This is a genomic window from Pseudoalteromonas holothuriae (genome assembly GCF_945859825.1).
Classification (GTDB): domain Bacteria; phylum Pseudomonadota; class Gammaproteobacteria; order Enterobacterales; family Alteromonadaceae; genus Pseudoalteromonas; species Pseudoalteromonas holothuriae.
Genome location: NZ_CAMAPC010000029.1, coordinates 1 through 14,468, shown reverse-complemented (window position 1 = coordinate 14,468; position 14,468 = coordinate 1). Strand labels below are relative to the sequence as shown.

The following is a 14,468-nucleotide window of genomic DNA, read 5'->3' as shown; positions in this document are numbered from 1 at the left end:
ACGCATATTTTACATCATGAAGTTTGTTATTATAAAATGTAGGCTGTGGGATAAATAAACCTCTTATACCAATTACATTAAATAAATGCTCAATGCTTTAATAAAGTTGGTATAAGGTAGTGTTAAAGCAGTAAAGTCATCACATCTTCATTTGCACATTCAAATGCGGCACCAAGTAGCAAAATACGGTGGTTGTTGCTGTTTAGCGAATTCAAATTAGTATTTTTCTTCAAGAGGTTACATATTAGACTTAAGGTGCTTATTTCACTAGGTACTTGCTTAGTTTGTGCTTCGAGCAGAGCAAGTGCAGCAGTAAGCTCATGATCAACTAAGGGTTCAAAGCATGGGTTAAATGCTAGATAACACTCCATTGGCAGCAGTTGCTGTTTATTCCTTGTAGCTAAAGCCTTGGCTAAGGATTCGTTGCGTTCAAACAGTAGTAAAGAGCGAATATAGTTAAAAGGAGGTTGAATACATTTTTCATGACCTAATAGCGTATGTAAAAGTGTATTGCTTTGTTCATTTTGAAGCGAAAAACCTTCGCTTGCACTTAATGCTGGCGTAAAGAATGTTAATTTATCAATATCGCTGATGGCTATAATTAGTGCTTCTGGCATAGGTTTTTTTTCAAAAAAAGAGGTTACCAAGTCTTGAAAAAATTGATAGCGAGATTGCTCCCCCATAGCTTGTTGATATAGGCACTTGAGCTGTGCAATATTCTCATTATTACTGCTTTTGGTATATAACGTGGCAAGTGCTTGTGCATCCTGATGTTTAATTAAATCGATAAATGATTGTACTGACGGTTGTTCATTCATAGTGCTACCAAAATTTCCTCAGCTAGTTATATTCAGTGTAGAACAATTAACCATAAAAAGGGAGTATTATCATAGATCTAAGGGTTTTTCCGATTAATGTTGACAACTTTAATTGTTCGCAGTGTGTGGTTTTGAAAACTAACCCTGTGACTCAAGAATGTTATTTATTTTTTAAGCACGGTAAGTAAGCTTGGCAGGTGTAATGTGTAATTATAATTTATAAATATAGTATCAAATTTTTTGATTCTTTCACTACACTTAAAACTTGGATCACTAAATGAGGTGTCCTATGTTTGATGATGATTCAATTTTATTCAGTGCAGAGAGTGAGCCAGAAGAAACCGCGATAAAGCCCCCATGGAAAATACTGATAGTTGATGATGAGGAAGATATTCATCAAATATCTAAGCTTGTATTAGCACAAATGCAATTTGATGACAGAGGTCTTATATTTTTGCATGCTCACAGTGGTGAACAGGCTCAAGTGGTGCTAGCTGATAACCCTGATACGGCACTTATTTTACTCGATGTTGTAATGGAAACGGCAGAAGCAGGGCTGGATTTTGCAAGGTATGTAAGAGAAATAGAAAAAAATAGCAAAGTGCGTATTATTTTGCGTACAGGGCAACCGGGTATGGCACCAGAATCAGAAATCACTCGTGACTACGATGTTAATGACTACAAAACTAAAACTGAACTCACTAGCAGTAAATTAAAAGCCGCTGTATTGGTTGCATTGCGAACTTTTCAGCATTTAGAAAAAACCCAATGTGTGCAATCGGGATTAAATAAAATTATAAAATGTACTAACTCATTATTAAGTGAATCTGAGTTAGTTGAATTTGATATTAAAACGCTGCAGTTATTAGCTGAAACCTTGCCACTTAGTCAGCAGTTTGAACCAAGTCCTGTTACTTCATTTATTGCACAGCTTAATCATAATACGATGTGCTTTGAGGTAAACATGCCACAAAACACGACTCTAGATATGCCAAAGTCTGTGTTTGAGTTATTTATTGCTAAATATAATTCAACATTTTATCACAGTGCTGTCATTCAAAACTTTGCCATTTTATATATTGGTGAAAAGCAGAGCGACATCACTTTGTTTGCTATTGCGCAATATATTAATGATATAGATGAACAAGAAGAGCTTTTACTTTTAAACTTGGGACAAAACATTGAGATAGCATGGTGTAATAGCCAGCTACAAGCCAGATTAAGTGATAATAATATAGAGTTAGAAAATCAGGTTAGCGAGCGTACCGCTGAGCTAAATGCCGCTCGAGAGCGTGCCGAGCAAGCTAATCTAGCAAAAAGTATGTTCCTATCTAATATGAGCCATGAAATACGCACGCCACTTAATGCAATACTGGGGTTTGCTCAATTAATGGAACGTGCCAAAGATTTACCTCAACACCATAAAACAACAATGAATAAAGTGATTCGAGCAGGTAACCACTTGCTTGATATTATTAATGATGTGCTCGATATTTCAAAAATAGAGGCAGGTTCTAGTAAGTTAAATTTGACAGACTTTGAGCTGACTAGCTTATTGGAAGATCTCAGTAACATGTTCAAACTCAAATGTGAGCAAAAGCAACTTACTTGGTGCCTAGAAGATAAAGTTAATAGTGCAATTGGCGTACATGGAGATCAAGGTAAGATTAGACAGGTGTTAATAAACTTATTGGGTAATGCGGTAAAATTTACGGATAGTGGTGAAATTAAACTCGTGTACTCGATGGTCGGTGATAATACTTACCACTTTGAGGTACATGATACGGGCCCCGGAATATCAGCGCAAGAATTGCAAAATCTTTTTACTAGCTTTACCCAAGGGAGTGCGGGGGTAGAAAAAGGAGGAACTGGTTTAGGGCTGTGTATATCTAGTAAGCAAGTTGCGATGATGGGGAGTAAACTTGAAGTTGAGTCAACTATAGATCAGGGTAGTTGTTTTTCATTTAGTCTTACCCTTGATTCTGCTGAGTTAGACTTTTCACAAAGCAAGCAATCAGATTTAGCTCAGTTAACACTTTTGCCGGATAAAGCTTTGCGGGCATTGTGTGTAGATGATGTTGCCTATAATCGAGAAATATTAGGGCAAACTTTAACGTCGTGCGGTATCTATGTTGAGTATGCAGAGGATGGTCAGCAGGCAGTCGACAAAATTAAACAGCAAAAGTTTGATATTGTATTTTTAGATTTGTTAATGCCAGTAATGCGTGGTGATGAAGCTGTGCAGATCATTCGTGGTGAATTACAGCTTAGCGAACTAAAGTGTATTGCTATTTCTGCGTTCAGTTTGCATCATGAAGTGCAGCACTATTTAAGCATTGGTTTTGATGAGTTTGTTGGCAAGCCTTACACCATTGAGCAAATATTTGATTTGTTAGCATCTTACTTTCCAGCGCATTTTGAATTTGAGCAAGCGCAAGATGACGCGATACCAAAGCCTCCTGATCTCAGTACGATAGACCCTTCTGGCTTTTCTTTACCTCATGAACAGTTAGAGCAGTTAAAACTGTCAGCGCAAATTAATGGAACTTCTAAAATTAAACAGATTTTACAAAAAATCGAAAAAGAGCAGCCAAACAATAAGCAGCTTGCGCAATATTTGGCTAATTTTATAAGTAAGTTTGATATGGCAGGCCTTATAGCTGCGCTTAATGAGGTAAAAGATGGATGATGATCTAGTCTCACTCAATAATTGCAGGATTTTAATTGTTGATGACAAAGCTGAAAACCTAGAGTTATTAACCCGTTTTTTGGAAGCTGAAGGGTACGATGTGGCTTTTGCTACTTCAGGCAAGGAAGCGATTAACATAGCTACCATCTTTCTACCGCACTTAATTTTGCTAGATGTGATGATGCCGGGTATTGATGGGTTTGAAACGTGTCGGCGCTTAAAATCTTTGGATAGGGTTAAAGATGTGCCTGTTATATTTGTTACAGGTAAAGCTGAACTGAGCGATATAGTTGAAGCGTTTAGTGTGGGGGCAGTTGATTATGTAACTAAGCCGATTCGCCAAGAAGAACTATTAGCAAGAGTGTCGACTCATTTGCAATTACAAGCATTAATCAACTTAAGAGATGAGCTTATCTCTACATTACGCGATAAAACTCTAGAACTTGAGAAGCTATCTAAATTAAAAGAGCAGCAATTAGAAACTTCACAGCAATTTAGTCACATAGGAGAAATGGTTGGAGAGTTAACTCATGAACTAGGTACGCCACTAAGCGTTATTAGTACGGCGATTAGTCACCTTGATGAAAAACAAAAGCAGCTGAACCAGCAAGTTCAGCAAAAAACGCTAGCAAAAAGTGATTTACAAGGCTTTATTGATAATACGGCACAAAGCTACGACATTGTTTTGTCGAATTTAAACAATGCAATGAACTTAATTAATAGCTTTAAGCATATTGTAGTTGGGGAGTTTAGTGGTGCAATTGTGCAATGTAATTTAGCCGATTACTTACACGATATTGAGCGAGTGTTACATCCTAAACTGAAGCGTTCGCCTCATAGCGTAACAATTAATTGCCCAGTTACGATACAAATTACGTCAGATATGGGGGCGTTATCTCAGGTTTTAATTAATCTTATCAATAATGCATTGATCCATGCCTTTGATGACAATAGCCATGGTTCGATTAATATTAATGTAGAGCAAAAAGAGCAAGAGGCTATCTTAAAAGTATCGGATGATGGTCAAGGCATTGAAGGGGAAAAACTGAGTAAAATATTTGAAAAGTATTACTCAACGCGTTTGGGCTCTGGTGGCAGTGGGCTTGGTCTGTTTATTGTAAAGAACTTAATTGAACAACACTTGCAAGGTGGTATCAAGGTGACGAGTCAGCTAGGAAAGGGGACAGAGTTTTACATTACTTTACCTTTGTATATAAGTACAAAAAATAAGTAACTGTTCCAGTTTTAGTAGCCTTGTAACTCGTTTATGGTGCATTTATACAGTGTAAAATAACTTTTGAACCCTAAAATTATAAGCTCGGAATAAAATGACTTATCAAATTAATCATACAGCCCCATTAGCAAGTGAGTTTGTATTACTGCGAGAAAAGGTGGGCTGGGGTGCAACGGATGAAATTTTGGCGCAAACGGGCCTAAATAATTCTTTGTTTCATGTGACCATTCGCCATAAAGATATTTTAATTGCGATGGGCCGAGTGCTAGGAGATGGTGGGCTATTTTATTATATTCAAGATGTGGTGGTGGCACCAGATTATCAAGGCGAAGGGCTTGGACATGCCGTGATGTATGAAATAGAAAGGTTCCTCTGTGCAAATGCAAAAGCAGGTGCGACGGTAGCGCTGTTGTCAGCCAAGGGAAAAGAGGCCTTTTATGAGCAGTATGATTATATACTGCGAACAGGAGAGCCGTTGGGACTTGGCATGAGTAAGTTTATATAATGTTGTTTATGTCGTTCATTTACAGTACCGCTTCAAGTTACTTATACGTTAACTTAGTTTTTTTGAACGAGAAGCGTACCAGCCTAATGCATAGCCACAGCCACAAAAAAACCAAATAACACTGGCAATTAATGAAAAAACAGTCGTTTGTTGCCAGTAAATTATACTCAGCGGTATGGCAGCAAGGCCTCTAATCAAGCATATAATAGCCAGTGTTAGCAGGGCTAGTTGTTGCAATGGCAGCTGGCGAATTAACTTCATTGCAGCCAATGCATATGCGCCACAGAGGGCAAATAAACAGCTCAGAGTGAGTGTAATGACGGGGGCATGCCAAGTTCCTTGCTTAGCAGAGTTAATAATAAATTGTGGCGCAAGTTGTGCTCGGTAGCACTGCACTCCAATACCAATACAGCTTAAGTGTGCAATTGCGGTGATAAGTGCCATGATGGCACAAAATAATAAACTGGCTTTCACTGTCTTGGACATACCTAATTATCCTTTTAAGTTGAGTGCGTTAAGCAACTACATCTATAGTGTATTTTAAATCATAGTATGACTAACGTAGAGCAAACACAATGGACCAAAGCATTCAACCAACAATTGTTATTACTGGCGCATCAAAAGGTGTGGGAGAAGCGTGTGCTCATGCCTATGCCAAAGCTCACCCCACTGGTGTTAATTTAGTACTGGTGGCAAGAAACCTTGAGCCTCTTGAGCAAGTAAAAGCGCAGCTAGCTGGGTATGCGCAATGTCATACATTGTTAATTCAAGCTGATGTTGCGTCACTGAGTGATTGTGAGCGCATCATTGCTCGCACTATTGAGAAGTTTAATTTTATAAATGTGTTGGTTAACAATGCAGGGCTCCATCACCGTGGCAACTTTAGCAACCTAAGTGCACAGCAAGTGGCTGCGATGGTAGATGTGAATATGCGTGCGCCTATGGTATTGAGTGCATTGGCAATTAAACATATGCAAAGCACAGCGCAAAACGCCATTGTTATGGTTGGGTCGTTGGCAGGACTTACGCCATTACAAGGTGCAGCAAGTTACAGTGGCACAAAGGCTGGGCTACGTGCATTTACCTATGCTTTGCATGATGAACTAATAAACAGTAAAACTAATGTAGCGGTTGTATCGCCAGGGCCTATCAATACGGGTTTTATCATGCAAGAAATTGATCAGGTAGAAGATATTGTTTATTCGCAGCCTATGAGTAGTGCACAGCAAGTTGCGAATGCTATATTAACACTAAGTCACTCAAGTGAAGCTGAAATTGCGATGCCGAGCATTAGCGGTAAGCTGGCCACACTTAGTTACTTGTTCCCGCGCTTTCGTCGAGCGATAAGAGGGCTGCTATATCGTATCGGTGCCAAAAACAAACAAAAATACCGCAGCATGAATAAGTTAGACTAGTTTTGAAGTTGAGTTAATAACCAGTCTTTAAAGATTTGTATCCTCGCAACTCGAGGTGAATTTGGATTATGTAAAAAGCTGTAACGGACACTCGGCTCGCAGCAAACATCATATGGTTGCACAAGCAGCCCTTGTTTTAGGTAATGCTTAGCTTGCGTCGCAGAGCCTAAACAAATGCCATGTCCGGTCATAACAGCGCTAAGCGCGAAATCCATATTACTCACTTCAAGCCATTGGCTTTTATCGTCGTTACGTTTAATACCTGCTTGAGAAAACCAACTTTGCCAGTAGTCGGTAAACGAGTAATAGACAAGTTGACAGTGAGACATATTATTTATGTTATGAAGGTTTTCTTGTTCAGCAAAAGAGGGTGAGCACAGTGGCACTAGTTGGTCATCTAGGATAATTTCTTGCTCTAAACCAGCAAATAGTGAATGGCCATAACGAATGGCAACATCAACTTCACCATGTTTAATATCTTCTACATTTGGCGATACCAGTACACGAATGGCTATATCTGGATGCGCTTTAGAAAAACGCCACATATTTGGAATGAGGATCATAGATGCAAATGATTGTGTTGTAGTGATTGTTAGTGTTCCTTCAAGCGGCTCGCAGGTTGCTTGGCGTACATTGGCTACAATCTCTTCAAAATTATGTGATAGTGACTGAGCAAGGTGCTTGCATTGTGGGGTTGGTTGCATACCGCGACCTTGGCGATAGAAGAGTTTACATCCCAAGTGTGACTCTAAGGCTCTTATTTGCTGACTGACCGCAGCTTGCGTCACAAACAGCTCCTTCGCAGCTAGACTGTAGCTTTTATGACGTGCAGCAGCTTCTACACAACGTAGCGCAGTAAAGTGGCTTAGCTCTTTAAACATTAGTTCATCTTATATTATGTGTTAGAAATAATCGTTCGGAAAACACTCGTTTCTTGTTGATAATAGCTGAGTTCAATAAATACAGGAAGCGTTAAAGTGAGCAATGAAACAGTACCTAAACATAAAAACACAAGCAATTCATCAACAAAGCAACTTACTTCGGCTCATTCTAAGTTATCGCGGTTCATTATTGATATGAGTAAAAAGATGCAACTTTGTGATATGAGTAAATTGAAATAATTATTAGTTAATATTTATGGTTATTTCTAAAGGCAAAATTAACTTGAAAAGGGAATGAAATAAATCAATGCTTTCACATTTGCTGCACTTTTGCTTGCCACTGTTTAGCTTTACAACACAATAGGGTTTGGAGTGACTATGAACAAGGCAAATTTGAAGCATGCAGCCATGCTGTTAGCTGTATTGAGTGTATTACATATATCAGCGGTTAATGCAAAACCAAGAGCGCTGCCTCCGATGCATCAACCTCCTAACATGCAAGCTAAAACGCCGTTAGATCACGAGCTATCAACATTGATCTCACAACATGGGTTAACAGGCCATGTTGAAGGTGCAAAAGAGTTACCTAAAATTTCAGACCCAATGGCACAACTGGGTATGCAACTATTTTTTACCAAAGCATTGGGGGGGGAGAAAACGGTGGCCTGTGCTAGTTGTCATGACCCCAGATTAGGTGGTGCAGATAGCTTGTCTTTGCCTATTGGCACCAATGCGGTTGACCCAAATGTAGTAGGCCCTAATCGTAAGGCTGTAAATGATGAAATAAACATTCCCCGTAATTCTCCCACTATTTTTAATACGGGCTTTGCAAATAACTCTTTGTTTTGGGATGGAAGAGTTGAACGAGTTATTACCACTGATGAGCAAGGTAATGAAGTCAGCTTTATTAGCACACCTGATTCAGGGTTTAATCAACCTGATGAACAAGCAGGTGACTCTTTGGTGAGTACGCTCGCGCGGTTTCCTGTGACATCTCGCGAGGAAATGCGCGCAGAGGCATTTGTAAATGCTACGACCAATGAACAGGTTCGTACTCACTTAGCACAGCGTATTGGTGACTACGCAGATGGGCAGGGTAGTTTAGCGACCAATGATTGGTTGCAAGTGTTTCGTGAAGCGTTTAACTCTCAAGATGAGGCTCAGTCACTGATCACTTTTGACAACATCGCTTTTGCACTGGGGCAATATCAGTCTTCAATGGTGATGATCAATACCGATTGGCACCGTTACGTACGCGGTGATCTTAAAGCTTTGTCTGAGCAACAAAAGCAAGGAGCAAAGCTATTTTTCACTCAAATCGCAGATGGTGGAGCAGGGTGTGTAAATTGTCACAGTGGGGATAGGTTCACTAATGATGGTTTTTTCAACTTAGCGTTTCCACAATACGGGATTGGTACAGATGAAAATTTTGCTGATATTGGTCGTGCTGCGATTGATTCACAACCAAGTAATCAATTTGCATTTCGTGTACCAAGTTTACTCAATGTAACATTAACGGCTCCTTATAGTCATGCTGGGGCATACGAAAATTTAGCGCAAGTAGTTAGTCATTATTCAAACCCAGAGCAAACGATTGAGCAGTTTTTTCAACGAGGTGGCGCATGTGGTTTAAAGCAGTTTGCCTTGAGCGCGCAGTGTGAGACACTTAACCAACAGGCAAGAGAAAATACTGATATGGCATTGCAGCTGTTGCGTGCTTCTCCTTTTGTGGCGGCAAACTTAGCACCACAGCAACAGAAAGATCTTGTGGCCTTTTTACATACGTTAACGGATAAGTGCGCTAAAGATAAGCGGTGTATAAAAAAGTGGATGCCTAATCACTCAACCCCAAACCCAGATAATTTGCGTTTGCGTACAGCACGTCTAACTGGTGGATAATTTTTATTATGAAAATGACCATTCGCGTCAAACTATTGTTAATTATATTAATAGCCAATACAGCTTTAGTCTTGGCTATTTATTTAGCTAATAAATTCGCGTTTGAAAAAAGCTTTTCGCAATATATTGAAAACACCTCTAGAGCGCAGTTACGTGATGTGATTGCACGCTTTGCAAAAACTTATGAACAGTATGAGTCACTCGAATGGGTTTATAAAGGGTCAGCTGAGTGGGACAGCATAGTACATTTTTATTACGATTTAGAAGGAGGAGAGGCGAAGCGAGAGCGAAGAGATACACGGCCTCCTCCAAAACGTCGTTACGCAGATGAACCGCAAATGAGACCAGCTCCTAAGCGCCGTTATCAAGGCGAAGAGCAAACAATGAGGCCGCGAGGGCAGCCAAGAGGACCGGCGGGCGGTCGTTTGCTACTCAAAGATGCAAACGGTGTGCTTGTTATGGGCAGGGAGCGCAGTATGCAGAATACTTTTTGGTTTCCGGTTTATAAAACCGATCACTTAGCAGCGCCTCAACGCCAGCAAGTAATTGCTTATTTGGGTGTGGCAGGTAGCGCCTTAATAGGGAATAAATTTGATCAGTTGTTTGCCCAGCAACAACAACGGCAATTTGTACTGATCGCGCTCATCGCTTTATGTGTCACCGTAATTTTGGCGGTCCCATTTAGTAAATATTTAGTGCAACCCATAGTATTGCTTCGACGCAATGCTAAAGTGCTGGCGCAGGGTAATTACGACGCACAAGTGGATATAAAGAGCAAAGACGAGTTAGGCTTACTTGCGCGAGATATGAACCGATTGGCCGATACGCTGGCGCAAAATCAAGTTGCTCGCCAGCAATGGATAGCTGATATTTCACATGAATTACGTACACCGATTGCTGTTATTCGCGCCGAATTAGAAGGCATGATTGATGGGGTAATAGCCAGCGAGCCGAAACAGCTAATGTCTTTACATGAAGAAATTCAGCGCTTGACGCGTTTAGTTGATGATTTGCACCAGCTTTCGTTATCAGATAAAGGTGCACTTACTTACCATATGGAAAAACTTAACCTGCATGATTTGTTGTTGCGCACCTTTTCTAAAAATCGTCAAGCAATTGAGTGTACACACTTAGCGTTTTCTTTAAGTTGTAGCGACACCATTATGCTTGAATGCGACGAGCAGCGTTTGGGCCAGCTATTTGATAATTTACTGCAAAACACGTTGCGTTATACCGACTCATCAAAACAGCAACCAGGAACATTAAAAGTTGAAGTCACGCAGTTTAAGAGTGTAACCCAAATATGCTGGCAAGATAGTGCGCCAGGCGTACCTCAAACGCAGCTTGATAAATTATTTAATCGACTCTATCGTGTGGAAGGTGCGCGCAGTAGGGCTGCTGGTGGTTCAGGGTTAGGCTTGGCGATATGCCAAAGTATCGTGCAAGCACATAATGGAGAAATCACAGTAAGCTTGAGTGAATTGGGTGGGCTCGCTATTATGATTAAATTGAGGTATTAAATGGACCACCCTCGTGTCAAACAAACATATTTTAATCGTAGAAGACGAACCCAAACTTGCTAATATTTTAGGCAAGTATTTAGCGCAAGCAGAGTTTACCTCCCATGTTGTAATGGATGGCGCAGATGCTGAACCCGCTTTTAAAAGCGAGTGTCCCGCCTTAATTTTATTAGACCTAATGCTACCGAGTGTTGATGGCATCGAGATTTGTAAGCGCATACGTACATATTCAAATGTGCCCATTGTGATGATGACAGCCAAAGTCGAAGAAGTAGATCGATTACTTGGGTTGGAGATTGGTGCTGATGATTATATCTGCAAGCCCTATAGCCCAAAGGAGGTTGTGGCTAGAGTTAAAGCAATATTGCGGCGCGTTGCGTTGAATGAAAAAGGGCAAGTTTTAGACGTTGAAAGTAAGCTAAAGCTGGATGAAGAAACCCTTTTTGCATCATTTTTAAATGAGAGTGTATCACTTACTCACGTTGAATTTTTGTTGCTCAAAGCAATGTATGGTCATCCTGGGCGTATTTATAGTCGAGACACTTTGATGGACCATATTTATGATGATAGTCATATTGTTAGTGATAGAACTATCGACAGTCATATTAAGAAAATCCGCAAAAAGCTACATAGTATAGCCTCTGAGCAAGAGTTTATTCATTCTATTTATGGTGCAGGCTATAAGTTTGAAGCACAAAGTGGGTAGATTTAATAAGCCGCACGCTCACTGAATGAATTGCGGTTTTTAGTGTGGCGAACTTGAACCTTAAAGAGCATTAAACAATGGGTTGGGTATTAATATCACGACGGTGGTTTGTACGATATTGCTGGCTTAAATCCGCACAAAAAACGTCCGACACTGGATTTTGCTGGTTATTGGCTCTCACTAGTACCACATCGGTTGTTGGTAGTTTAGGTAAGTTGCTGTCTATGAGCTTAGGCAAATCGCCAATGCTCAATTCATTCATGGCACTGATAGCAATGCCGCTTTTCACTATACCCTTAAGTGCGCAGGCGCTGCCACAGCAGGCGATAATTTTAAAGTCACGACTTTGTTTATGCAGCCCTTCAAGCGTAGCTTGGTGAAAGCGACAGTCTCTTTGAAATATTGCAATAGGCAGTGGTTGCAGTTGCTGAGCTTGGTGTTGTGGGCTATATACCCAAAATCCTTGAGCTGATTCTAACATGTAACCTTCTTCAGAATCCGGCGAACGTGTGATCACCCCTAAGTCTAAATGACCACTATCAATCATAAGCTTTACACGGTTACTGGGTGTGCAGTTGATTTGCAGGTCAAGGTTTGTGAATTGGGTATGCAATAATTTTACGAGTGTGGGCAAGACCGACTCGGCGTAATCATCCGGGCAGCCAAGGCGCAGTAATGTAGTAGGTTTGGCGGTATTCATTTGCAGTAGCGTGTCATCATGTAGCTGCACTAGCTGTTTGGCATAGCGGGCAAATACTTGTCCATCGTAAGATAAGCTAAGTAACCTTCCTTGCTTTTCAAATAGCGATTTATTTACATCTTGCTCAAGCTTTTTCATTTGCATGCTAATTGCAGATTGAGTGCGATTTACTTGCTTAGCTGCTCGTGTAAAGCTACCTGTTTCGACAAAAGCCAAAAAGCTTCTTAATGCATCAATATCCATTTATTTATCCTATAACCTATCAGTAGTATTGATAGGTTGTATCAAAATTATCCGCTAGTCAGTAACGATTTTATTCGTTTAAATAACGCCCAGTTATTACACTAAGGAGAACAAAATGCAATTATATATTGGCAATAAAAATTACTCATCATGGTCATTAAGAGCGTGGTTAATGCTTGAAAAAAATAAAGTAAATTATAGTGAGGTGAAGTTGCCATTAGATACACCGCAATTTTATGAAGCGTTAAAAGATATTACTCCAAGTCTTAAAGTACCTAGTATTGTTGATAATGGCATACATGTTTGGGACTCCTTAGCTATTTGTGAGTATATCAATGATGTTTATCTATCAGGGCAATGTTGGCCAGAGTCATTAGCGCAAAAAGCAAAAGCGCGTGCAGTAGCGTGTGAAATGCACTCAGGTTTTAATGCTCTACGCAGTGAAATGCCGATGAATATTCGTGCTAAACGCAAATTGAATATCAGTGATGCATGTAAAAATGATATTGCTCGTATAGAGCAGATTTGGAGTGAGCAGATGCTAGCATGTCGTGACCAAGGAGGTTGGTTATTTGGTAAGTGGTCAATCGCTGATGCCATGTTTGCACCTGTGGTCATGCGTTTTAGAACTTATGGCATAGAGCTAAACCCACAAGCTCGATTATATATGGATAAAGTGCTAAGTTGCCCTGTGTTAGGTAAGTGGATCACTGAGGCACTGCAAGAAACGGAAGTAGTGCAAATTGATGAAGCAGGTGAAGAGGTTAGTTAAGGATATATTATGAAAACCATAGGGTTGCTTGGTGGTATGAGTTGGGAATCTACTCAAAGTTATTACAGGCTTATCAATGAAGGTGTTAAAGCACAGTTAGGCGGATTAAGCTCAGCAAAAATAGTCTTGCATAGTGTGAACTTTGCAGATATAGAAGTACTACAGCGTTCAGGTGATTGGCAAGGGTGTGGTGATATACTCGGCCAAGCTGCCAGAGGATTAGAATTAGCAGGAGCCCAATGTATTGTGATTTGTACGAACACGATGCATAAAGTGGTAGATGAGATTGCAAAACATACCTCGTTGCCGATTATCCATGTGGCAGATGTGGTGGCTGAAAGCCTAAAAGCACAAAAGATAAAAACAGTATCTTTACTTGGTACGCGTTTTACGATGCAAGAGCTTTTTTATATCGAGCGGCTGCGAGAGCATGGCTTGTCAGTGATTGTTCCACCTGAGCATGAACAGCACGTAGTTGATAATATTATTTATCAAGAGCTATGTATGGGTAATATTAACACTCACTCCAAACAGCAGTATTTAAACGTTATAAACGCACTTCAGGTGCAGGGCGCTCAGGCGGTAATTTTAGGTTGTACAGAAATAGGTTTATTGATTAGTCAATCTGATTGTGAATTACCCTTATTAGATACAACTCAGTTGCATGCGCAAGCGGCTGTGAAGTTTGCATTGCAATAAGTATCAGTACTTATCGTGATTGATTACTAGCCGGTAAGTCACATTTTGGCAATGAGAATATACAAGTTGTGGTTAATTGAAGCCGACTGGTAATGTAAAAAGCCCCCAAAACGATTTTGGAGGCTTTTAATAATTCTATTTTGTTTAAAACTGATTAGCAGTTTTCATTTTCAGCTTTAGCGGCTTCTTTAACGTTCTCACAGGCATCTTCAATGGCGTTTTTGCTATCGGTTACCATTTCATCGATTTTTTCACCAGCATCCTCCGCTGGACCGTCTGAACAACCTGCCAGTGCAAGTAAAGCAACAACACCGACGGCTTTTGTTAGATTCATGATATTCATAATGTGCTCCTTCAAGCCTAAGCTTTGGGCTTTTTAACGAGTGA

Annotated in this window: 14 protein-coding genes; 9 read left to right on the top strand and 5 right to left on the bottom strand. The window is 40.1% G+C overall.

The features are described from left to right. Positions 1–122 precede the first annotated feature (122 nt). Positions 123–818, bottom strand: a complete 696-nt coding sequence (locus OCI93_RS20005) for a hypothetical protein (protein WP_261595366.1) — start codon at positions 816–818, stop codon at positions 123–125. A gap of 289 nt (positions 819–1,107) precedes the next feature. Here OCI93_RS20005 and OCI93_RS20000 point away from each other — a divergent pair, with 289 nt between their 5' ends. The 3 genes from OCI93_RS20000 (at position 1,108) to OCI93_RS19990 (ending at position 5,246) form a co-directional block, all read left to right on the top strand. After that, the gene (locus OCI93_RS20000; protein ID WP_261595365.1) at positions 1,108–3,507 is read left to right on the top strand and encodes a response regulator; all 2,400 of its coding nucleotides are present in this window, start codon (positions 1,108–1,110) and stop codon (positions 3,505–3,507) included. Next, the gene (locus tag OCI93_RS19995; RefSeq protein ID WP_261627151.1) at positions 3,500–4,741 is read left to right on the top strand and encodes a hybrid sensor histidine kinase/response regulator; all 1,242 of its coding nucleotides are present in this window, start codon (positions 3,500–3,502) and stop codon (positions 4,739–4,741) included. The genes OCI93_RS20000 and OCI93_RS19995 overlap by 8 nt, the downstream gene beginning before the upstream one ends. A gap of 94 nt (positions 4,742–4,835) precedes the next feature. Next, complete coding sequence (locus OCI93_RS19990) at positions 4,836–5,246, top strand: GNAT family N-acetyltransferase (protein ID WP_261595363.1); 411 nt, start codon at positions 4,836–4,838, stop codon at positions 5,244–5,246. Between the two features lie 48 nt (positions 5,247–5,294). Here OCI93_RS19990 and OCI93_RS19985 read toward each other — a convergent pair whose 3' ends face one another. Next, positions 5,295–5,732 carry a hypothetical protein gene (locus tag OCI93_RS19985; RefSeq protein WP_261595362.1) on the bottom strand — a complete coding sequence of 146 codons (438 nt, stop codon included), beginning with the start codon at positions 5,730–5,732 and terminating at the stop codon, positions 5,295–5,297. Between the two features lie 89 nt (positions 5,733–5,821). Here OCI93_RS19985 and OCI93_RS19980 point away from each other — a divergent pair, with 89 nt between their 5' ends. Continuing rightward, positions 5,822–6,661 carry an SDR family NAD(P)-dependent oxidoreductase gene (locus tag OCI93_RS19980; RefSeq protein WP_261627150.1) on the top strand — a complete coding sequence of 280 codons (840 nt, stop codon included), beginning with the start codon at positions 5,822–5,824 and terminating at the stop codon, positions 6,659–6,661. On the opposite strand, the gene OCI93_RS19975 is transcribed toward OCI93_RS19980, so the two are convergent. Next, positions 6,658–7,542 (bottom strand): LysR substrate-binding domain-containing protein, encoded by an 885-nt coding sequence (locus OCI93_RS19975; RefSeq protein ID WP_261595360.1) that lies wholly within the window; start codon positions 7,540–7,542, stop codon positions 6,658–6,660. The genes OCI93_RS19980 and OCI93_RS19975 overlap by 4 nt on opposite strands. A 378-nt stretch (positions 7,543–7,920) precedes the next feature. Between OCI93_RS19975 and OCI93_RS19970 the strand changes: the two genes are divergently transcribed. The 3 genes from OCI93_RS19970 to OCI93_RS19960 are packed head-to-tail and all read left to right on the top strand — an operon-like array spanning position 7,921 to position 11,667. Further along, complete coding sequence (locus OCI93_RS19970) at positions 7,921–9,441, top strand: cytochrome-c peroxidase (RefSeq protein WP_261627148.1); 1,521 nt, start codon at positions 7,921–7,923, stop codon at positions 9,439–9,441. Positions 9,442–9,449: 8 nt separating this feature from the next. Continuing rightward, positions 9,450–10,961 carry an ATP-binding protein gene (locus OCI93_RS19965; protein ID WP_261627147.1) on the top strand — a complete coding sequence of 504 codons (1,512 nt, stop codon included), beginning with the start codon at positions 9,450–9,452 and terminating at the stop codon, positions 10,959–10,961. A gap of 13 nt (positions 10,962–10,974) precedes the next feature. Continuing rightward, positions 10,975–11,667: a response regulator gene (locus OCI93_RS19960; RefSeq protein ID WP_261627145.1), complete on the top strand. Its 693-nt coding sequence runs from the start codon at positions 10,975–10,977 to the stop codon at positions 11,665–11,667. Positions 11,668–11,737: 70 nt separating this feature from the next. Here OCI93_RS19960 and OCI93_RS19955 read toward each other — a convergent pair whose 3' ends face one another. Then, the gene (locus tag OCI93_RS19955) at positions 11,738–12,610 is read right to left on the bottom strand and encodes a LysR family transcriptional regulator (protein WP_261627144.1); all 873 of its coding nucleotides are present in this window, start codon (positions 12,608–12,610) and stop codon (positions 11,738–11,740) included. A 115-nt stretch (positions 12,611–12,725) separates the two neighbouring features. Here OCI93_RS19955 and OCI93_RS19950 point away from each other — a divergent pair, with 115 nt between their 5' ends. Continuing rightward, positions 12,726–13,382, top strand: a complete 657-nt coding sequence (locus tag OCI93_RS19950) for a glutathione S-transferase family protein (RefSeq protein WP_261627142.1) — start codon at positions 12,726–12,728, stop codon at positions 13,380–13,382. A 9-nt stretch (positions 13,383–13,391) separates the two neighbouring features. Continuing rightward, complete coding sequence (locus tag OCI93_RS19945; protein WP_261595354.1) at positions 13,392–14,081, top strand: aspartate/glutamate racemase family protein; 690 nt, start codon at positions 13,392–13,394, stop codon at positions 14,079–14,081. 154 nt (positions 14,082–14,235) lie between these two features. On the opposite strand, the gene OCI93_RS19940 is transcribed toward OCI93_RS19945, so the two are convergent. Continuing rightward, positions 14,236–14,424 carry a hypothetical protein gene (locus tag OCI93_RS19940; protein ID WP_261595353.1) on the bottom strand — a complete coding sequence of 63 codons (189 nt, stop codon included), beginning with the start codon at positions 14,422–14,424 and terminating at the stop codon, positions 14,236–14,238. Between the last annotated feature and the right edge of the window lie 44 nt (positions 14,425–14,468).

What these genes read in the sequence shown, in the direction of transcription:
- OCI93_RS20005 (WP_261595366.1), bottom strand. Translation starts at nt 818, where the DNA reads ATGAATGAACAACCGTCAGTACAATCATTTATCGATTTAATTAAACAT.
- OCI93_RS20000 (WP_261595365.1), top strand. Translation starts at nt 1,108, where the DNA reads ATGTTTGATGATGATTCAATTTTATTCAGTGCAGAGAGTGAGCCAGAA.
- OCI93_RS19995 (WP_261627151.1), top strand. Translation starts at nt 3,500, where the DNA reads ATGGATGATGATCTAGTCTCACTCAATAATTGCAGGATTTTAATTGTT.
- OCI93_RS19990 (WP_261595363.1), top strand. Translation starts at nt 4,836, where the DNA reads ATGACTTATCAAATTAATCATACAGCCCCATTAGCAAGTGAGTTTGTA.
- OCI93_RS19985 (WP_261595362.1), bottom strand. Translation starts at nt 5,732, where the DNA reads ATGTCCAAGACAGTGAAAGCCAGTTTATTATTTTGTGCCATCATGGCA.
- OCI93_RS19980 (WP_261627150.1), top strand. Translation starts at nt 5,822, where the DNA reads ATGGACCAAAGCATTCAACCAACAATTGTTATTACTGGCGCATCAAAA.
- OCI93_RS19975 (WP_261595360.1), bottom strand. Translation starts at nt 7,542, where the DNA reads ATGTTTAAAGAGCTAAGCCACTTTACTGCGCTACGTTGTGTAGAAGCT.
- OCI93_RS19970 (WP_261627148.1), top strand. Translation starts at nt 7,921, where the DNA reads ATGAACAAGGCAAATTTGAAGCATGCAGCCATGCTGTTAGCTGTATTG.
- OCI93_RS19965 (WP_261627147.1), top strand. Translation starts at nt 9,450, where the DNA reads ATGAAAATGACCATTCGCGTCAAACTATTGTTAATTATATTAATAGCC.
- OCI93_RS19955 (WP_261627144.1), bottom strand. Translation starts at nt 12,610, where the DNA reads ATGGATATTGATGCATTAAGAAGCTTTTTGGCTTTTGTCGAAACAGGT.
- OCI93_RS19950 (WP_261627142.1), top strand. Translation starts at nt 12,726, where the DNA reads ATGCAATTATATATTGGCAATAAAAATTACTCATCATGGTCATTAAGA.
- OCI93_RS19945 (WP_261595354.1), top strand. Translation starts at nt 13,392, where the DNA reads ATGAAAACCATAGGGTTGCTTGGTGGTATGAGTTGGGAATCTACTCAA.
- OCI93_RS19940 (WP_261595353.1), bottom strand. Translation starts at nt 14,424, where the DNA reads ATGAATATCATGAATCTAACAAAAGCCGTCGGTGTTGTTGCTTTACTT.